This is a genomic window from Candidatus Amarolinea aalborgensis (assembly GCF_900491745.1).
Lineage (GTDB): Bacteria > Chloroflexota > Anaerolineae > SSC4 > Amarolineaceae > Amarolinea > Amarolinea aalborgensis.
This window is the reverse complement of the sequence record NZ_UETR01000010.1, coordinates 1-18,622: the sequence shown is the minus strand read 5'-3', so window position 1 is coordinate 18,622 and position 18,622 is coordinate 1. Positions and strand designations below refer to the sequence as shown.

General features: G+C 62.1%; 17 protein-coding genes. All 17 read right to left on the bottom strand.

The genetic code is table 11. The features are described from left to right. Nucleotides 1-323: 323 nt before the first annotated feature. Nucleotides 324-1,244, bottom strand: coding sequence for a hypothetical protein (locus ACPQ6D_RS14025; RefSeq protein WP_423224964.1), 921 nt, complete (start codon nucleotides 1,242-1,244; stop codon nucleotides 324-326). A 42-nt stretch (nucleotides 1,245-1,286) separates the two neighbouring features. After that, nucleotides 1,287-1,724 (bottom strand): hypothetical protein, encoded by a 438-nt coding sequence (locus tag ACPQ6D_RS14020; protein WP_423224963.1) that lies wholly within the window; start codon nucleotides 1,722-1,724, stop codon nucleotides 1,287-1,289. 95 nt (nucleotides 1,725-1,819) lie between these two features. Further along, the gene (locus tag ACPQ6D_RS14015) at nucleotides 1,820-2,107 is read right to left on the bottom strand and encodes a hypothetical protein (protein WP_423224962.1); all 288 of its coding nucleotides are present in this window, start codon (nucleotides 2,105-2,107) and stop codon (nucleotides 1,820-1,822) included. 2,902 nt (nucleotides 2,108-5,009) lie between these two features. Next, nucleotides 5,010-5,381: a hypothetical protein gene (locus ACPQ6D_RS14010; protein ID WP_423224961.1), complete on the bottom strand. Its 372-nt coding sequence runs from the start codon at nucleotides 5,379-5,381 to the stop codon at nucleotides 5,010-5,012. Nucleotides 5,382-5,407: 26 nt separating this feature from the next. Beyond that, nucleotides 5,408-6,346 (bottom strand): CPBP family intramembrane glutamic endopeptidase, encoded by a 939-nt coding sequence (locus tag ACPQ6D_RS14005; protein ID WP_423224960.1) that lies wholly within the window; start codon nucleotides 6,344-6,346, stop codon nucleotides 5,408-5,410. Between the two features lie 198 nt (nucleotides 6,347-6,544). Further along, complete coding sequence (locus ACPQ6D_RS14000) at nucleotides 6,545-6,847, bottom strand: hypothetical protein (protein WP_423224959.1); 303 nt, start codon at nucleotides 6,845-6,847, stop codon at nucleotides 6,545-6,547. Next, entirely contained in the window at nucleotides 6,831-7,136 is a 306-nt protein-coding gene (locus tag ACPQ6D_RS13995; RefSeq protein WP_423224958.1) for a hypothetical protein, read from the bottom strand. The genes ACPQ6D_RS14000 and ACPQ6D_RS13995 overlap by 17 nt, the downstream gene beginning before the upstream one ends. A 107-nt stretch (nucleotides 7,137-7,243) precedes the next feature. After that, nucleotides 7,244-7,519: a hypothetical protein gene (locus tag ACPQ6D_RS13990; protein ID WP_423224957.1), complete on the bottom strand. Its 276-nt coding sequence runs from the start codon at nucleotides 7,517-7,519 to the stop codon at nucleotides 7,244-7,246. A 624-nt stretch (nucleotides 7,520-8,143) separates the two neighbouring features. After that, complete coding sequence (locus ACPQ6D_RS13985) at nucleotides 8,144-11,782, bottom strand: hypothetical protein (protein WP_423224956.1); 3,639 nt, start codon at nucleotides 11,780-11,782, stop codon at nucleotides 8,144-8,146. A 19-nt stretch (nucleotides 11,783-11,801) separates the two neighbouring features. Further along, a complete protein-coding gene (locus ACPQ6D_RS13980) occupies nucleotides 11,802-13,715 on the bottom strand; it encodes an nSTAND1 domain-containing NTPase (RefSeq protein WP_423224955.1) in 1,914 nt (637 codons plus the stop codon). Beyond that, a complete protein-coding gene (locus ACPQ6D_RS13975; protein ID WP_423224954.1) occupies nucleotides 13,712-14,521 on the bottom strand; it encodes an SIR2 family protein in 810 nt (269 codons plus the stop codon). Before ACPQ6D_RS13975 ends, ACPQ6D_RS13980 begins: the two co-directional genes overlap by 4 nt. Beyond that, a complete protein-coding gene (locus ACPQ6D_RS13970; protein WP_423224953.1) occupies nucleotides 14,500-14,730 on the bottom strand; it encodes a hypothetical protein in 231 nt (76 codons plus the stop codon). Before ACPQ6D_RS13970 ends, ACPQ6D_RS13975 begins: the two co-directional genes overlap by 22 nt. A 124-nt stretch (nucleotides 14,731-14,854) precedes the next feature. Beyond that, on the bottom strand, nucleotides 14,855-15,067 hold the full coding sequence (locus tag ACPQ6D_RS23790; protein ID WP_479723008.1) for a PIN domain-containing protein: 213 nt from the start codon (nucleotides 15,065-15,067) through the stop codon (nucleotides 14,855-14,857). Continuing rightward, complete coding sequence (locus ACPQ6D_RS13965; RefSeq protein WP_423224952.1) at nucleotides 14,980-15,327, bottom strand: hypothetical protein; 348 nt, start codon at nucleotides 15,325-15,327, stop codon at nucleotides 14,980-14,982. The genes ACPQ6D_RS23790 and ACPQ6D_RS13965 overlap by 88 nt, the downstream gene beginning before the upstream one ends. Nucleotides 15,328-15,330: 3 nt before the next feature. Next, entirely contained in the window at nucleotides 15,331-15,795 is a 465-nt protein-coding gene (locus ACPQ6D_RS13960) for a hypothetical protein (RefSeq protein ID WP_423224951.1), read from the bottom strand. A gap of 244 nt (nucleotides 15,796-16,039) precedes the next feature. Then, nucleotides 16,040-17,107 carry a formylglycine-generating enzyme family protein gene (locus ACPQ6D_RS13955; RefSeq protein WP_423224950.1) on the bottom strand — a complete coding sequence of 356 codons (1,068 nt, stop codon included), beginning with the start codon at nucleotides 17,105-17,107 and terminating at the stop codon, nucleotides 16,040-16,042. Between the two features lie 33 nt (nucleotides 17,108-17,140). Then, nucleotides 17,141-18,622 (bottom strand): glycoside hydrolase family 13 protein (locus ACPQ6D_RS13950; RefSeq protein WP_423224949.1); only part of this gene is annotated, 1,482 nt, incomplete at its 5' end.

Below are 18,622 nucleotides of genomic sequence, written 5' to 3'. Positions count from 1 at the left end.
CAACTGGTCTATATATCTGTCAAGCGTGAAGAGCGAAGCAATGGCGGACACCATCCTGGTCACCGGCGCGTTGGGGAATGTGGGCAGCGCGGTCGTGCAAGCGCTATCCGCCGCGGGATACGCGCCGCGGGCGGCGGATCTGAGCGTGACGCAGCTGCGCGCACGGCACGGCGAGATGGTCGAGGCGGTCGCGCTCGATCAGACACGGCGTGGGATGTCGGCGTTCGTGACCGGCGAGGTTGCACGCCTGTTGGGCCGGCCGCCGATCAGCCTGCGCCAGTTCGCGGCGGATTATCGCGCGGTTTGGCAGCCGCAGTGGCTTTTCAAGGGGTGGCCGCGACGGGCCTGGTTGCGGCTGTCCGCCACGCGACCCACACGCCGGCCAGCAGCGCCGCATCCAGCAGCACGCGCACCGCGATGGGCGGCTGGGCGAAGGTGAAGACCAGGATTACCCCAACGGCCGCCACAGCCACAGCCACAGCCACAGCCGCGATCCACGGCCGGCGAGCGACGAAGAGCACGGCCGCGGCCAGGCCCGCCAGCAGCGCCACGACCCAGAGGGCAATCTCGACCGCCTCCTGGTAGCGCGGCTCGACCCACCCCTCGGCATGGGCCTTGATGCCGTGCATCATGCGCTGCTCCATGATGAACGCGCCATTGCCGATGAAAAAGGAGACGACCGGGTTGTCGCCGACCCCCATCGGCTGGATGCGGATGCGGTTGACCAGCCGTGTGGCGCGCCCGTCGGCCGTGGGCGCGATCTGCCAGAGCCAGGTCCAGCCCATCACGTTGGGGTTGGCCGAGCTCGCCAGCAGCCAACGGCCCGGCGCGAACCCTTCCCACTTGAGTGTGCCCTGGATGATCTCCTCCCCAGGCTGCGGGTTTTGCCATTCGGGGTGGATGGCGTTGGCGTTGGTGTAGTTCACCGCATAGTCGGCCGCGCCGGTCAGCGCGCCGATGCGATCCTCGATGAAGGTGAAGCTGTAGAACGCGCCGCGCGTGTCGCCCATCTGCGCCAGCCAGGGCCATACCTGGTCGGGCGGCGCGTTGATCGTGCGGGCGTTGGTCCAACTGATCATCGGCGCAGAGAGCTGCGCGTCGCCGGGCAGCGCCAGGGCCGCCTCGGCCGGCGTTGCGCCCCAGCGCGGCATCTGAGCCATAAAGAGGGCGAACCCCCCGGCCAGCGTCAGGGCCAGCACGACCAGGCCGGCGAACAAACGGAACAAACGAGTGCGTAGTGACATGCGATCCTCCGAGTTGAAAGATGAGGAGTCAGGCAATCCTTATTATCGGACATGCCTCCCGTTGGCGAACGTGTATGGGACAGGCTGGCCACCGTGCGGCTTCATGCCGAACAGGAACCGCAGCAGGTTGACCGGCCGGATCACGAACCAGTACAGGCCGAGGTAGAGGGGCAGGGAAATCAGTGCGATGAGCGCCCACTTCGCCAGGTCAGGCATGGCCCAGCGTACGATGAGGAAGGCCCCGCCGCTGCGATTGCGCAGCGCATAGAAGGTGCTGGCCCCTGAGATGGTGAACAGCAGCATCATCCAGACGACCACCAGCGGCAGCGATTTCCAGAGCCGGATAGGTGGGTGGGTTCTTGACGTGCCAGTCCGGTGGGTCGAAGCGCCGCTTACGTGAAGAGAAAGACCGCCCGCAATCGCTAACACCCGGCATGCCAGTCCAGCTGAACCGCCGCCGCAGGGTGTCGTGGTCGCCATGCGCGCCTTCCCACCTCGGGTAGAAGCCTTGATCAGCACACCAGCCCATGCCGATGAGGGATCTAATGAAGATGATTCCAGGGAAGTCGGCCGTGTCAATGCGGGATAGCGAAGAAGACGCGCCACAACCGCTCCCGATAAGCAGTGCGGAAGACCAGCCTGCCGATGGCAATGCCCAGCACAACCATTGATGCCACCACCAGCGAACGCGGACGCCGATCGACGAGCAGACCAGCGGTGATAGGCGAGTACGTTGCTTCCAGATGCCTCTCTGTGAAATAGAATCCAGTTGCGATGATGCCGTATCGTCCAATAAACAGGCATTCCATCGAAGGAGTTCGCGCCTGGTCAAGTCGATAGATGTTAGCGATCAGGATGCCCATGAGTGATGCCAGCGCTCCGCGTTGCGTGGCGCGTCGATGCGGCGACCGCCCAGGGGCTTTCAAAAGATTGCCTCCGCCCGAACCACCTGGCTCTCAATGGCCGGCGGCCGGATCAAGGTCAACCTCTTCATCCCCAGCTCCCGCCCAGGATTCAGCGAAGCGCACAAGTCATCAGCTCATTTTCCAGGAAGGCACCATCTGCCCGGTGCCGGACGAAGCGTGAATAGTTCGCAGGCTGGACACTGACGCCCAGCGCTGTTCCGACTCGCCCAGGGATGACCTGTCCGGCCGAACTCTGCACAGCAGCACCAACGCGGCGTCGATATAGCGCTCCGCGTCATGATGGTCGCCGTCAAGGCGTCGAACCACTTGCGAGCCGGGCGTCCAGTGACCGAAACGAAACGTCCTCAGCCCCGAAAGTGCGTCGCCGTTAGCGCCCCGCGCCGAGGAAAGCGTAACGGCTTGAGGTACCGCCGCGATCGAAAACCCTGTTTTGGTAAGAGCAGAAGGCCACCCGGCTGAGAAATGGCAGTGAAATCTATGAGAAATTCCATTAGGGAGGCGAAAGCCGACGAGCCAGGTTGCGGAGGAAGGATAAGACGCGGTAGATTTGCGCTATCCAGATTCAGGATGCCTACTCAACACAAAACATCTCGTGGATTTGCTCGCGAACTGAAATACGGCGACATCCCAGTTGCGGAAAGGCTGGACCTGGCGAGCCGAGCGTACCGCGCAGTTCCGAGCGATCCGGTGTCGGCCCAGCAAAGTCACGAACCTGGCGAGAATGAAGGATCATTAAGCAGCGGCCACGGGCAAATTTACAAATGGTCTCAGCAAAGGTCCGGGGACGGGCGTTCGTCACTGGCGTAGCGCAATGCCGTGAACAGCGGAACGGCGGTGTCGATACGCTGGCGTTCGATCGTCGCAAGCTCATGGACTGGAGTCGCGGTATCAGGCTGGCGTACGGATGGTCAAAAGCCCCTGATGGTCAACTTTTCCCGTTCGTGCGCTATCGACGCAAAGCAAGAGTTTCTTGGACGGTCGCAGGTTTGATTCTTTGGCGGCGACCGCAAAGTCGGCTACGACAATCAAAACGGCCGTGTTTGAGATGCAAAGGGTACGCCGCTTCGAGCAGCGTACGTGGCGTTATCGCACATTAATCTCTTCGAGATCACTCGCCCCTGCGCAGGGCCCGAGGGAGGTGTCGAACATAACGTCGGTTTATCGGCGACTTCGTTCCCATCCCCAGGTGGCCTCGTTCAGCGACTACGCCTATTTGCTGGACAAGTGCCGCACCACCTGCGCGAGTGAAAGGCGAGCCAACCACGTCGGCGGGCGAGGTGCGAACCTTCTCGCCCACTGCCCGTGCGCGAGACTGGCGCAGGTAAGTGACGGCTCACAATGAGTGATTTTCGAAAACCACTGCTCGGCCTGGCACCAGAATAGCGCAAACGGTGGCGGCGACCATTTCGGATCAGATCTTGCATCACGACAAAGTGATTGCCAACCAGCCCGCTCTACGCCGCGAGCAGCATTTCGATCCTGCACATTCGCCCTCTGGCAACGTCGGCGCTCCGGCACGCAAACCCTTCGCCAGGGCGACATGGCCGGGCGCGAGCAACTCGAACAAGATGTACAGCAGTGGCCGAGGTCGCGGATAGCGAATTGTCCGATCTGCAACTGCATCGGATCATCCGGCCGACCTGATCGAACAGGCGGTAAGCCAGGCCTTGTTCCAACTGTGTCCATGTCAGGGTGAAGTTACGCCACCAGATACTGATCCAGATACGCCGCTCGAATTGACTGACAGTCCGGTTACGAGATCGGCCAACCCGTGAACTTGACATTGCTACAGTTTGTCCGAGGGAAGTGATGGAATCGCTCTTGCTTTGGAAAGCTTCAAACAGTTGCATCTCCCCACCTTTCGTGCGCAATTATCGCCCATTTGCTGAGTGGGCTCCCGTAACCTCCCAGTACGATCCCTCCGCCTGGCGAACAGGAAGTGAACGAAATCAACGTAAACGTGGAAATCATGCGCATCAAGGGCCGCTTTAGTGCTGAAGAACTGGCCATTTCGATTTCAGCAGTTCCCAACTGAACAGCAGCAGGTGTCGCCCAGCTCAGGGACTACATCCATGGGCCGACTCCATTCTGCTGCGTGGGCAATCGCTAGAAGACACGTTGCCTGGTCACTTGCGCCACCGTCGCCAGGAAGGTTCGCTTTCCAACGCCGCCGGTCTGGTTAATGACTTCGATTGAAGTCAGATCACATCGCTTAAGTTCTAACTGCACCAGAATGCCACCTGATCGTCCTGGACGAGTTATTCATTCCTTTCGACATCGGTGGTTGATTTTTTTTCTGTTCCGCCTTGATGAAAAGTGGCGCCATTGAGCCACCAACCGCACTTGCCGACTGACACAGGTCTTCGGCAATGAACGATGACCAGCGCACTCCTCGTCAAGACAGCCATTCCGTTTCTTGGTGAGTCACGTTTCGTGACATATGTCCTGGCAGTCACCGTCCCAACCAGGATTCTCTGCCGATCCATCAGAGGTTTGCACAACAACTTCTATCCACTCCACCCTACCTGGCTCAGGATCAGAAAAGGTTGTGCCATCGCCATCTAGCCCCAGTTCAGCACCGTCCGCCACCCGTCAATGTCAGATGAACCGGTTTGGGAATCCCAACACAGGCCGATTCCCACCGGCCGTGACGGTAGCCAGGAACGTAATCCGGCGATGGCGACGGACTGAGAAGCAGGCCAGCCTATTGTCATCCCTCCCCGCTTTTTTTAAAATCCGGTGGTTCTTTTACATTGCCAATGCCTTGATTTTCTTGCCACGGCTCGATTTTGTGCCGTGAAACGGGTGACCTGCGCCTGTTTTGCGCCATGGCCAGGTTTCATTTGCAAAACACCCACTGCCGGCTGCCGTTGAGCGTGACCTGCTCCAGCGTGGCGATGCTGCCGGGCAGCGGCTTGCCCTGCGCATCGGTGATGGCCGGAGTCTTGGCGAAAGCCTGCGACGCGCCGACCGCCAAGACCCCCACCAGGAGCAGACCCGCCAGCGAGGCTGCGGCGCCCTTCCAGGCGGGCTGAAGGCGGAAGAAGAGCACGAGCAGCGCCAGGTCGGCGGCAGCCAACGGGATCCAGGCCCAGGCAGGCACAGCGGTCGCGGGCGGCAGCAGGATCACCGGTAGGCACAGAAGCAGGCTGATGACGAAAGCCAGCAGCCCGGCGAAAAAGAACAAAATCCGCTTGGAAAGGGTATTCATGGTTGTTCCTCACTTGACTTGATTCATCAGCCGCTAGGGGACACCGCGCCCAGCGCCATGAAGAAGAAAATCACGACATCCATCCAGAAGTGAATGAACCAGGCCCAAAAGAACCCGCGTGTCTCCAACATGGCCTTGCCATTCAGCCAGCCGGGAATGAAGGCCATGACCATGCCAAGTGCGCCGTAGGGGACGCCGTAGTAATGGGAAATCCCAAAATAGGCAGCCGTCATCAACAGCGCGTGCGCTGGGCCAACCGGGCCTTCCAGCGCAGCCAGCCAGGGCGCGCGGTAGAGCATTTCTTCTCCGAAGGCATTGCTGGCCGCAAAAAGCAGCACAAAGGTCAGCAGCGGCGGTTCGACTGAGCTCGCCGAAGTCAGCGCCTGCGCCAGCGAGGCCAGCGCAGGCGGTCGGCCAAAGGCAAAGACGAACACGAGCAGCCCCAGGCACATCGCGCCGGCGATGGCCGGCCCCAGGATGCGCCAGGATGGCGGTCTGGTCAGAATGAGGGGAATGGGCTGCGCCGGAGCATCCAGGCGGCCTTTCACCAGGAAAAAGCGGTCGAAACGGCGAAACACAGCCAGCATCGCCAGGGTCATCAAGATGGCGGTCGTGATACGCGTGATCTGAACAAGGCCGACCTGCTGAACGAAGGGGCTGGCGGCGGCGAGCCAACTGCGATAGCTCAGCCCATCGAAGAACCGCGTCACTCCCCACTCCAGAGCGAACAGGGTCAACAGGACGCCAAAGAACAAGCGCAGCGAACGCAGGTTTTCCCAGAACAGACTGCCCACCAACAGTGTGCAGATCAGAACGAGTTTTGCCCCAAACAGCCAGTCAGGCAGGTGCCCCGTTAGTTCCTGAAACAGAATGTCGGGGAGCATGGAGACAAAGAGCATGACTGGCCAGGCGATCAGCGTCCGAAAATTGAGGACAGGTCTGGCAACGGCAACTGTCGAGTTCATCTTGAGCCTCCGCGTATGTTTGTCCCATGTTAAACCCGACGACAAAAAAACTCCCCCGTCGTGAGGGGAGTTGGAGACTGGTCATGTGGATAGGTTCTTCATCTCACGGGAATGACGTACGAGGTGGCCGCCCCTGCGCGCTGAACGCCAGACCCGCATGGCCTGTCACCCGGCAGCCTTACATGACGATCTTGAGATTCAGACGTAGGCCAGGTTGGGATCGCTGCGGATATAGGCAGGCTGTTGGCCCAGATAGGGAAGGGGAGAAAGTCCCTGCCAGCGGCGCAGGAGGTGGTAGGTGGGTGAGGTCAACAGTCTGCAAGCGTCAACGGCTGCGCGCCAGGCTGGCTGTCGAAGCTCTTGCATGGCCTCTGGCTCTGGAAGAAGGCCAAAGTCGGCGGCGCACAAACGAGCCAGGAAATCAACCTGATCGCCCAGGGTGTCTAGCGCCATGGGAGGATCAACGTCAGGGTATAAGGTCCCATCAATCTCCAACGTCATCAACAAACTCCTCGGCGAACCAATGCCGCAACTGCTCCGCATCGCTTCGGTCTGGCAGATTTGCGATTTGGGTCAATGGCCGCAGCAGGGCGATGCGTTCCAAGTGAATTTGCAGCGCCAGCCTGGCGCGCGTGGCGTCTGTGTCGCTACCTGAAAGCATCTGGCGCTGCCGCCAAAGCGCCCAACATTGGCTCGGCGTCGTTAATCCAGCACGGCAGGTCGCATAGATATCTCGAAAGTCGCGCGGCGCTCCACGTTCAACAAGCGCCACCATCTTGCTCGCAATCAAGTCGTCGAAGCTGTCCAGCAGCGAATTGGCCCAGGGGAGCGGCGTTGACGGCTGCAGTTGGGCCGACCGATGGGCGATTTGGAAGCTGAAGACCTTGTTTTTGTCCTCTACCAATTCGATGCTGACAACGTCTCCCCACGCACGCGAACCTGGCCGAGAGGCGCAAGCGCCTGCTTGACCACAGCGACTACCAGGCGTTGTTCCTCAGCCGTCGCCGAAAAAACCCACCATGCGCCGACGTCATACGTTGGCCGATAATCGAGGTAATGCAGCAGGCCGAAGGCGCCGCCCAGCGATATCTTATCGCCCAGGCCAGCTTCGGAGATGGCCTTGAGGCAGAGATCGGCGTGTTTAGGGATGTGGCTTGGGCGCTGAAAGTTCATCGTCTGGCCTCGTTCGTCTCGTTGGGTCACCCCACGGAGCAATTGTACCCCGGTTGATATGAAGGTGCAAAACGATGATGGCGTGCCCGCCCCTGAGCGCGTCCTGGACCGCACGCCTACTGGTGTCGGGCGATGTTGGTCGAGCGCAAATGTCGTTTGCCCACCAACCCCGCCGGAGGCCGGAGGCCATCCGGCTACGAGATGCAAGCCCCGCCGGGGCTGCACGCCCGCCGACCGACACCGCTGGGGGTGAGAGGCCGTCCGCCGACTGACACCGCCGGAGGCCGGAGGCCATCCGCCGACTGACACCGCCGGAGGCCGGAGGCCATCCGCCGACTGACACCGCCGGAGGCCGGAGGCCATCCGGCTACAAGATACAAGCCCCGATAGGGGCTCCCAGGCCAGTCAGGGCCTTCCACCTCGTAGCCCGATCCGTTCCACGGTCGGGCGGCGTTGGTTGAGCGCAGATGCCGTTCGCCGACCAACCCCGCCGGAGGCCGGAGGCCATCCGGCTACGAGATGCAAGCCCCTCCGGGGCTAATGCGGCGCGGATGATAGGGTCCCGGAGAGCCTGGTAGTCTGTCCATTCCACGGTCAGACGGGCGCTTGACGGTCGGCTGCCACTTACTCCAACCCATACTCCCGCCGCTCCTCCGGCGTCAACAATGGCGGGTCGCGTTGGATCAGGCGGCCTGCTTCTGTCAATAGGTCGTCAATGCTGGCAATCCATAGGCGGGCGGTTTTGTCATCACTGGCGGTGACGATCTTCTTGCCGTCCGGGCTGTACGCCGCCGACCTGATGCTGGCGGTGTGGCCGCGCAGCTGGCGCACCTCTAACCCCGTGACTGCATCCCAGATGCGAATGGTCTGGTCATCACTGGCGGTGACGATCTGCTTGCCGTCCGGGCTGTACGCCGCCGACCTGACGCTGGCGGTGTGGCCGCGCAGTTGGCGCACCTCTAACCCCGTGACTGCATCCCAGATGCGAATGGTCTGGTCATCACTGGCCGTGACGATCTGCTTGCCGCCCGGGCTGTACGCCGCCGACAAGACACTTGCGGTGTGACCGCTGAGCTGGCGCACTTCCTTTCCTGTCGTCGCATCCCAGATGCGGGCGGTTTGGTCACCGCTGGCGGTGACAATCTGTTGGCCGCCCGGGCTGTACGCCGCCGACAAGACACTTGCGGTGTGACCGCTGAGCTGGCGCACTTCCTTTCCTGTCGTCGCATCCCAGATGCGGGCGGTTTGGTCACCGCTGGCGGTGACAATCTGTTGGCCGTCCGGGCTGTACGCCGCCGACAAGACACTTGCGGTGTGACCGCTGAGCTGGCGCACTTCCTTTCCTGTCGTCGCATCCCAGATGCGGGCGGTTTGGTCGTCGCTAGCGGTGACGATGAACTTGCAGTCCGGGCTGCATGCTGCCGACCAGACACCGGCGGTATGGCCGGAGAGTTGGTGCACTGCCTTCTCCATGGCCGCGTCCCAAATACGCGCGGTCCCGTCGGTACTGCTGGTGACAATCTGTTTGCCATCCGGGCTGTAGGTCGCCGATAAGACGCCGTCGCTGTGGCCGCGGAGCTGGCGCACTTCCTGGTCCGGGGACACATTCCAGATACGAGCCGTATGGTCATAGCTTGCGGTTACAATGTGTTGACTGTCAGGACTATAGGCCGCCGACCAGACACTGCCGGTGTGGCCGCTGATCTGGCCCACTTTTTGTCCCGTGGCTGCATCCCAGATGCGAGCAGTCTGGTCATAACTTGCGGTGACAATCTGCTTACCGTCCGGACTGTAGGCCGCTGACAAGACACCCTCGGTGTGGCCACGCAGCTGGCGCACTTCCTGCCTTGTAGCTACGTCCCAGATGCGGGCAGTCTTGTCGTCGCTGGCGGTAACGATCTGCTTGCCGTTCGGGCTGTACGCCGCCGACCAAACCCTGGCAGCATGACCGCTGAGTTGGCTAACTTTTTTTCCAGTGGCCGCATTCCAGATGAAGGCAGTCTTGTCGTCACTGCCGGTAACGATGAATTTGCCATCCGGACTGTAAGCCGCCGATCCGACGCTCGCGGTATGACCGGTGAGCTGGTGCACCTCCTTTCCTGTCGCTGCGTCCCAGATGCGGGCGGTTTGGTCATCACTGGCGGTGACGATGAACTTGCTGTCCGGACTGTAGGCCGCCGACCTGACGCTGGCGGTGTGGCCACTGAGTTGACGCACTTCTTTTCCCGTCGTTGCATCCCAAATGCGCGCGGTCTGGTCAGCACTGGCGGTGACCATGAATTTGCCGTCTGGATTGTAGGCCGCCGACAAGACACCCTTGGTGTGGCCGCGGAGTGTAAGTACCTCTTTCCCTGTGGCCGCCTCCCAAACACGTGCGGTCTTGTCGTCACTGGCAGTAACGATCTGCTGGCTGTCCGAGCTGTAGGCCGCCGACAAGACACTTGCGGTGTGACCGCTGAGCTGGCGCACCTCCTCTCCTATGAGGGCATCCCAAATGCGGACAGTCCGGTCATCACTCGCGGTGACGATCTGTTCACCATTCGGACTGTAAACCGCCGACCTAATGCTCGCCGTATGGCCGCTGAGTTTGCGTACCTCGTTTCCTAAGACTGCATCCCAGATGCGGGCACTCCCGTCCGCGCTAGCGGTTACAATCTGCTGACCGTTGGGACTATAGGCCGCCGACCAGACGCTGCCGGTGTGACCGCCGATTTGGCGTACTGCCTGCCCCGTGGCCGCATCCCAGATGCGAGCAGTCTGGTCATAACTGGTGGTGACAATCTGCTTACCGTCCGGACTGTAGGCCGCTGACAAGACACCCTCGGTGTGGCCACGCAGCTGGCGCACTTCCTGCCTTGTAGCTACGTCCCAGATGCGGGCAGTCTTGTCGTCGCTGGCGGTAACGATCTGCTTGCCGTTCGGGCTGTACGCCGCCGACCAAACCCTGGCAGCATGACCGCTGAGTTGGCCAACTTTTTTTCCAGTGGCCGCATTCCAGATGAAGGCAGTCTTGTCGTCACTGCCGGTAACGATGAATTTGCCATCCGGACTGTAAGCCGCCGATCTGACGCTCGCGGTATGGCCAGTGAGTGGGCGCACCTCCTTTCCTGTCGCTGCGTCCCAGATGCGAGCGGCCATGTCATCACTGGCGGTGACGATGAACTTGCTGTCCGGACTGTAGGCCGCCGACCTGACGCTTTTGGTGTGGCCACTGAGTTGACGCACTTCGTGCCCAGTCATTGCGTCCCAGATACGAGCAGTTCCGTCGGCGCTAGTGGTTACGATCTCCTTGCCATTCGGGCTGTAGACTGCCGACAAAATACCCTCAGAGTGGCCGCTGAATTGGCGCATTGCCCGCCCCGTGGCTGCGTCCCAGATGCGGGCGGTCTGGTCGGCACTGGCGGTAACGATTTGCTGGCCATCTGGGCTGTAAGCCACTGACAAGACACCCTCGGTGTGACCGCTGAATTGACGCACTTCTTTTCCTGTCGCTGCGTCCCAGATGCGGGCGGTCTGGTCGGCACTGGCGGTTACGATCTGTTTGCCATCCGGACTGTAGGCTGCCGACCAGACACTGCCGGTATGGCCAGTGAGTGGGCGCACTTCCTGTCCCGTGGCTGCGTTCCAGATGCGGGCGGTCTGGTCCCAACTGGCAGTGACAATCTGCTGGCCATCCGGACTGTAGGCTGCCGACCAGACACTGCCGGTATGGCCAGTGAGTGGGCGCACTTCCTGCCCTGTGGCTGCGTTCCAGATGCGGGCGGTCTGGTCGGCACTGGCGGTTATGATCTGTTTGCCATCCGGACTGTAGGCTGCCGACCAGACACTGCCGGTATGGCCAATGAGTTGGCGCACTTCCTGTCCCGTGGCTGCGTCCCAGATGCGGGCCGTCATATCATCACTGGCGGTGACGATCTGTTCGCCATTCGGACTGTAGGCCGCCGACCTGACGCTGCCGGTATGGCCAATGAGTTGGCGCATTTCCTGCCCCGTGGCTGCGTCCCAGATGCGTACGCTCTGGTCGTCGCTGGCGGTTACGATCTGCTTGCCATTTGGACTGTAGGCCGCTGACAAAACGCCGTTGGTGTGTCCAGTGAGTTGGTGCACTTCCAGTCCCGTCTCTGCGTCCCAAATGCGGGCGGTCTGGTCGGCACTGGCGGTGACGATCTGTTTGCCATCCGGTCTGTAGGCTGCCGACAGGACGCTGGCGGCGTGACGATAACGCGGCAGGTTCATGCGCCACCCCGATCGTTGAGCGCGCATGATCGCAGCCTGGAGGGCGCTATCGGCGGACGGAGCCACGTACCCATCCGCTGGCCACGTAATGGAGACAGCTCGGCGTGCCAGCAATAGCGCCAATGATGGGTCGTAGATCGACTTGGCAAGCTCGACCTGGGAACTGGCTGCAAGTTCGCCGGGCCTTGGCGCGACGCGATTGCCGCACCGCCCTTTCCTTCTCGCTTTCCGCCTCGGCGGCCTTCTCGTCAGCTCGCTGCTTTTCAGCCACTGCTGTAGCCCTAGCCGCGCGCGCCTCGACCTCCCGAGTGGCGGCCAGGTTGGCATTGCCCATCGCAATGGCCCGTTCAGCATTGGCTGTGGCTTCTGCGTTCAGGGCACGCGCAGCTTGAGCCACAGCACTCTCCTCGGCTTTCCTCGCTTGGTGTTGCCCGGTCACGCCAAAGACGGCAGCGATGACAGCTACTACTGCTACTGTTACTGCTACTATCGCCAGCAGGCGCATGCGCCGACTCTGGCGCCGTTCGCGCTCTGCGGCTTCGTGCGCTTCGCGACAGGCGACCAGGAACTCTCGTTCGTAGTGCCCCAGTTCGTCCGAGTGACCGGCCGCCCACGCCTCGGCCTCGGCCAGCGCCGCCTCGCGCAACAGTAGGCCCGAGGAACGGCCCTGCTCATCCCACAGCGCGGCCTGGCGCTGCAACGCGCTCAAGTGTGCAGGAAACCACACCGCGTTGCTCGTCCGGATTGGCTCCACGAACCGGTCATGCACCAGCTCGATCCAGGTAGTGCCAGAGCGTATCTCCGAGCGCACAAGCCAATGGCTTTGCAGGCTGCGTACCATCGCGTTGGGTAGGCCACCGGTCTCCTCTTCATCCTGGCACACCAGCCCGCGCGTGCCGGCCTCGGTGATCAATTCCTCATCGAACCAAGTTCGCAGTTGCTGCTCGCTGACGCCGATCGCGGCCGAACCAGCCAGGACGTCCTGCAGCGTCGTCTCGTAGAACCGGCTCAACGCCTGGTTCACATCGCCTGCCTCAGCGAGATTATCAGCGCTGATCGGCCCGGGCGGACGGCCCGTGATGTTCTCCCACAACTGGTAGCAGACCACCTGGAGCTGCACTGGCTCGACGTACTGGCCGGTCACCGTCTCGGCCTGCCCTGGCACCCGCACCTGACACAGGTCGTTTCTGAGTGTCTCGGCGATACCCGGCGCAAAGGGCCGACCACCCAGCTCCCCGGGACTACGGATCGCCTCCAGCGCCGCGTCGACGCCCATGCGCTCCATATAGAAGCGGGCGCGCATCCGGTCTGCCAGCAGGGGCGCATAAGGTTCGATCGGCGCGATGTAGTCCTCGCGCAGCGCCAGCACCACCCACAGGTTGGGGTCGTCCAGCATGGCCCCGTTGAGCTGGCGAAAGAACTCGGCGCGCTCCGTCCACCGCCCTGGGTGGCCTGTGATCAGTTCCTCGAATTGGTCTATGATCAGCACGTACGGCTGAACCGGCGCCGCCCCATTTGCCGATGCTCCCGGCGGTGGGACAGCGGCCTCGCCGTAGGCGTAGTGTTGGCCGTCTTCGCTGCTCAACCGCGCCAGGAAGCGGGACAGCGTGAGCCCGGCGAAGCGGCCGGGATCCGTTTCGGTCTGCGCGATGCTGAGCATCAGGTTGAAGAGATAGACGTTGTCTATCCCCTCCACCCCTGCCAGAACCTCGCCGCCCACGCGGCCCACTGGCAGGACAGCGTAGCCAATCTCCCGCAATCCGGGGATCAGCCGGGTATTGATCAGCGAGCTTTTCCCCGCGCCGGACTGGGCGTAGAAGAGCACCAGCCGCTCGGACAGAACCCGCGCCAACAGGTCGCGGCCCTCACGCTCGCGGCCGAAGAAGAGATGGCGCTGCTCCTGCGAGAAGGTACGTGGGCCGACATACGGGTTGGTGGTGGGTTCAAGGATTGTATTCATTGTTGTAGCTCGCGTTGGCAGAAGGTTTCGATTTTCTCCCAGTAGACCTTATCGAAGCGGGCGTCCTTGCGCAGATAGTCTTCCAGGTAACGTTTCTCCTGCTCACTGGGTATCAGTTGGACGCAACAGTAGCGCTCGTAAAGGGTCACGGTGGGCATGGGCTTGATGAGCCCGCGGTAGAGGGCGCGGAAGGCCCAAGTGGCGAGACTGAAGCCCAGCAGCAGGAGTGCCGACGACTGCAACGCGCCCTTGACCACGTCGTGCACGGGGTCCACGCCCTGATCCTTGCCCCGGCCCTGGGAAACGGCCGTCAGGAAGTCCAGGTGGTCGTCTTCGGTCAGCACCAGCGAGTCTGGGTAGGCATCCAGCCCGAAGAGGTGATAAACCAGGGGCTCGTGCCGGCTGGGCTGATAGATTGGGGTTTGCCCGCTCGCGGCGAAGACCGACGGCACGTTGTCCAGCCCCGGGTGCCAGCGGCACACCTCGCTCTTCGGCTCCCTCCCTGCGCGACGCAGCGCCTCCTCGATAAAGGTGTATGGGCTGGTAGTCAGGTAGATGGGCAGCGGCAGGTTGGCCAGGATCAGCAGCGGGTCGTCCGCGCCGCGGTCGAGCCGCGGATAGCCCAGGCGACCGGCGAACTGGGAGACGGTGAGATTGGATGCCTCAGCCAGCAACTCTTCCATCAGCTCGACATCCATGCGTCCCTGCTTGGCCACTTCGAGGAGGTAACTTGCCACCTGGTCCAAGTAATCTTCCTTGAGCTTGCGATCCTTCCAGCTGGTGGTCAGGCTCTGGTACTTTGCCACCTTGTGCAGCTTGCCCGGATCGGGCATGGGATACCCACGTGGGCGGCGTAGCTGGCAACCAGCCGGTCGTGGCCCCCAAAAACCAGGTCATCCAGCGCCTCGCCGGCAATCACGGGCAAGAGGATTCCGCGCTGGATGAGTTGCGCCAGGCTCTGATCTTGCGCCCGCTCGCTTTGCGCCATCCCTGCGGCCGTCATGATTTTGACCATACGATCACACCTCCGTCGCCACGCTAAAGCCGCGCCAAACTTCGCAGCCGTTGACCCGGCTGTACGGTCATTCTATTCTGAGTATACCATGTGTGTCAAGGTGTCGTGTTCCGTCGCACGATCGTTATAGCTCGCGCAGCGATTTGATGGGCGCTCGGTAGCCGTGGTTGATCATGATGGCCAAATAGCGGTTGGCCTCGTCCGGGGTCAATTGCTGCGATGCCACGAGTTGTCGCAGCACACCGATGGTTACAGAAACCGGGACGCCCTCTCGCTGCGCCAGCCGGCGGGCCGCAAAGTCGTCGCTGAGAAAAGTCCAAGTGCGGCTGCGGGCCACGGGAAGGCATGCGGACTCCCCGGCATCCAGTTGAGCGCCGTAGCTGGCGCCAGACGCTGCTCCGCACTGGTCAACGCCGCCACACGCAGCCACCGCCAATCACAACGCGGCACCAGGCCCAAGTCCTCGCCCGACCTGAGCTCGGTCAGCACGACCGTCGTGGTAGCCGCGTCGTTTCCTAGCGTCACGTGAAGCAGGTCCGGCCTCTGAACGTGCGCGAAGTTGCTCAAAACCGTCGTGTCCAGGATGGCCATCGGCATGATTCAGGCTCGATCTCCGCCCTGCATGACCTCGTATTCCGCACGGGCTTCGTTGATGCTCAGCGGCCCCAGGCGCGTTGGCAGGCCCAGCCGACTGAAGCGCATCAGCAGGTCGAAGCGCTGGGTTCCCAACAGCGCGGCCGCCCGTCCCAGGCTGATGTCGCCATCGAGATACGCGACCATGATCACATCCCAGGCTTCTTGCGTATCACCCCCCGCGGCAGCCACTCGCTCCTGCACAGTTGCCTCAGTCAGACCGCGCGGGGCCATCTCAGGATTGCTCACGGGCGCTGGTGGCTGGCTGCGATAGCCTGCCACCGCACGCAGGAGATGGTAGTCCAGCGCATCCACCATCGCGACCTGCTCGGCGCCATAGCTCTCGATAAAAACAGCCTGGCCGCGGCGCGCCTGCTCGATGGCCTCACGCGTGCGTCGCGCCAGGTCGGTCCGCGAGATCGTCAAGGTCATCGTCATCCGCCTCCTGATTTGGAATATACGCACTGTGCGTATTTTACACAGGGTGTGTATGATCGGCAACTTCAACGCATGGAAGAAGCCATCGAATGGTAGTTCGCCGACCAACCCCGCCGGAGGCCAGAGGCCATCCGGCTACAAGATGCAAGCCCCTATTGGGGCTCCCAGGCCCGCCAGGGCCTTCCATTTCGTAGCCCAGTTCCTTCCACGATCGGGCGTTGTTGGTCGAGCGCAGATGCTATGCGTCATGCATCGCCACGCGCAACCCGCGCCAGGCGATCTTGCTGTCCGGCAGGGCGTTGCCGCGCGCACTGCTGCGCAGGTCGGCAAGCTGCGACTTGAACGAGCCGCCGCGGTGCACCAGGCGAGCCTGGGCGGGCAGATGATCCGGCGCCGTGATTTCCCGGCCATCGTCGGGCCGGTAAGGGTAGCCAAAATCGGGCTGCGCCGGCTGGCTGCCCCACAGGCTGCGCGTCCACTCCTGCACATTACCCAGCAGATCCTCGACGCCATACGCGCTGGCCCCGGCCGGATAGGCCATCACCGGCGTTGTACCGCTGCTCCCGGCGTTTACGCGCGCGGCGTCCAGGGTATCGCCCCACGGATACCTGTTGGTTGTCGCGACTTCAGCCGTACCCTGGCCCGCAGAACGGCTGAAGCTGTTACAGCCAGCCTTCTCCCACTCCGCTTCACTTGGTAACGTGTAGCCACGGCCAGTCTGCGCACTCAACCACGCGCAGAAGGCCAGGGCGTCATACCAGCTCACGTTGACGACAGGGTGATCGAGGCGATCAGGCGGCGGCTCGCGGTTGAACCACCCCTGGGGCGCGGGCTGAGCCTTGTTGTCCTTGATGAACGCAGCGTACTCTCGGTTGGTCACCGGGTACCTGCCAATGCGGAAGTCATGCAGGTCAACCGTGTGCTGCGGTCGCTCCCACGCCGGCAGGGTCGGGTCATCGCTGCCCATGGGGAACGGGCCGCCGCGAATTAGCACGGTCTCCGGCTCGAAGGGCTTGCGCGGCGGCGCCCGATCGCCATCCTGTTCAGGCTTCGGCCGGGCCTGCCGCACCAGCGTGTTGAAGTCTACGCCCAGCGCCTCGTTGGACAGGCGGTTCAGCAGCTCGATGATCTCGGAACGCTCGCTGCGGCGATTCTCGTTGTCGCCGTAACGGCGCGTTCGCTCGATGTTTTCTTGCAGGCGCTGTTGATAAACCAGGGCGTCGGCCGCTGAGGCCTGGTCGCGCCCCAGCCGTTCGAGCAGGACATCCAGGGCGATCAGATAGGGTTCATACAGGTCGGCGGTCATGATGGCGCCCTCCGGGCTGACCAGAAGATCACCTTATCGCAGCCAATAGACGCGCGCGTCATAGGGCCGCAGCGTCAGTTGATGGATGTCTTCGGCCGTATCAACTGCATAGTTGCTGATGAGCAAATCCTGTTCACCAAAGGAGATATCGCTCGGCAGTGCAAAGACTGGCGTGTGCGCGCTGAAGTTCAGCACGACCAGCAGCCGGTCGTCATGCCAGGTGCGCGTGAAGGCATAAATCTGCGGATGGGCCTCCAGGATCAGGTCGTACGCGCCGTAGACGATGATCGGGTGCGCCTTGCGCAGCCGGATCAATTGCTGGTAGTAGTAGAAGATAGAGTCGGGATCTGCCAGGGCTTGCTTGGCGTTGATCTCGGTGTAGTTGGGGTTGACTTTGATCCAGGGTGTGCCAGTGGTGAAGCCGGCATGCGCGTGATCGTCCCATTGGAACGGGGTGCGGGCATTGTCGCGGCCTTTGGCGTGGATCAACGCCAAGACGGCCTGCGGGTCATGGCCCTCGTTCACGACATATTCCTGGTACATGTTGAGCGTTTCGATATCCCGGTAGTCGGCGATCGTCTCGAACGCGACGTTGGTCATGCCGATTTCTTCGCCTTGGTAGATGTAGGGCGTACCCTGCTGCATGTGCAGGAAGGTGGCGAGCAGCTTGGCCGACTCGACCCGGCAGCGACGGTCGTCGCCGAAGCGCGAAAGCGAACGCGGCTGATCGTGATTGGAGAGATAGAGGCTGTTCCAGCCGCGACCTTCCAGGCCCTTCTGCCAGCGGCTCATGACGCGTTTCAAGTCCAGGAGATTCCACGGCTTAAGGTCCCACTTCCCCGAACCAGCCGGGTTCTCGTCAAGACCCATGTGCTCGAACTGGAAGACCATGCTGAGCGCGCCGGTCTCCTCGTTCGTGATCTCACTCGCTCGCTCCGGGCTTGCCCCCGGCGTCTCGCCCACGGTGAGGATGTCGTAATGGGACAGCACTTCCTGCTTCATCTCATCCAGGAACTCCAGCAGCCGCGGGCCGTGGAGGAAATACTGGCTGCCGTACTGATAGCGGTCACGGCTGACGGCCGGCGCATCCGGCAGGCCCGGCGCCTTCGAGATCATATTGATCACATCCATGCGGAAGCCATCAATGCCCTTGTCCAACCACCAACGCATCATGGCGAACACATCCCTGCGCACCGCGGGGTTCTCCCAGTTCAGGTCTGGCTGCTTCTTGGAGAAGAGGTGCAGATAGTATTCACCGGTTGCGGCGTCGTATTGCCAGGCAGAGCCGCTGAAGTGGGACACCCAGTTGTTCGGTTCACGGCCGTCCTTGCCGCGACGCCAGATGTAATAGTCGCGGTAGGGGTTGTCCACGGACTTGCGGGACTCGACAAACCAGGGGTGTTCGTCCGACGTATGGTTGACGACCAGGTCCATCACCAGTTTGATGCCGCGCTGATGCATCCCGGCCAGCATCTCCTCCCAGTCGGCCAGGGTGCCGAATTCATCCATGATGTT

Excerpts from the sequence above, each read along its gene's own strand:
- ACPQ6D_RS14025 (WP_423224964.1), bottom strand. The coding sequence starts at position 1,244 with ATGTCACTACGCACTCGTTTGTTCCGTTTGTTCGCCGGCCTGGTCGTG.
- ACPQ6D_RS14020 (WP_423224963.1), bottom strand. The coding sequence starts at position 1,724 with ATGGCGACCACGACACCCTGCGGCGGCGGTTCAGCTGGACTGGCATGC.
- ACPQ6D_RS14015 (WP_423224962.1), bottom strand. The coding sequence starts at position 2,107 with ATGGGCATCCTGATCGCTAACATCTATCGACTTGACCAGGCGCGAACT.
- ACPQ6D_RS14010 (WP_423224961.1), bottom strand. The coding sequence starts at position 5,381 with ATGAATACCCTTTCCAAGCGGATTTTGTTCTTTTTCGCCGGGCTGCTG.
- ACPQ6D_RS14005 (WP_423224960.1), bottom strand. The coding sequence starts at position 6,346 with ATGAACTCGACAGTTGCCGTTGCCAGACCTGTCCTCAATTTTCGGACG.
- ACPQ6D_RS14000 (WP_423224959.1), bottom strand. The coding sequence starts at position 6,847 with ATGACGTTGGAGATTGATGGGACCTTATACCCTGACGTTGATCCTCCC.
- ACPQ6D_RS13990 (WP_423224957.1), bottom strand. The coding sequence starts at position 7,519 with ATGAACTTTCAGCGCCCAAGCCACATCCCTAAACACGCCGATCTCTGC.
- ACPQ6D_RS13985 (WP_423224956.1), bottom strand. The coding sequence starts at position 11,782 with ATGCGCGCTCAACGATCGGGGTGGCGCATGAACCTGCCGCGTTATCGT.
- ACPQ6D_RS13980 (WP_423224955.1), bottom strand. The coding sequence starts at position 13,715 with ATGAATACAATCCTTGAACCCACCACCAACCCGTATGTCGGCCCACGT.
- ACPQ6D_RS13970 (WP_423224953.1), bottom strand. The coding sequence starts at position 14,730 with ATGGTCAAAATCATGACGGCCGCAGGGATGGCGCAAAGCGAGCGGGCG.
- ACPQ6D_RS13965 (WP_423224952.1), bottom strand. The coding sequence starts at position 15,327 with ATGCCGATGGCCATCCTGGACACGACGGTTTTGAGCAACTTCGCGCAC.
- ACPQ6D_RS13960 (WP_423224951.1), bottom strand. The coding sequence starts at position 15,795 with ATGACCTTGACGATCTCGCGGACCGACCTGGCGCGACGCACGCGTGAG.
- ACPQ6D_RS13955 (WP_423224950.1), bottom strand. The coding sequence starts at position 17,107 with ATGACCGCCGACCTGTATGAACCCTATCTGATCGCCCTGGATGTCCTG.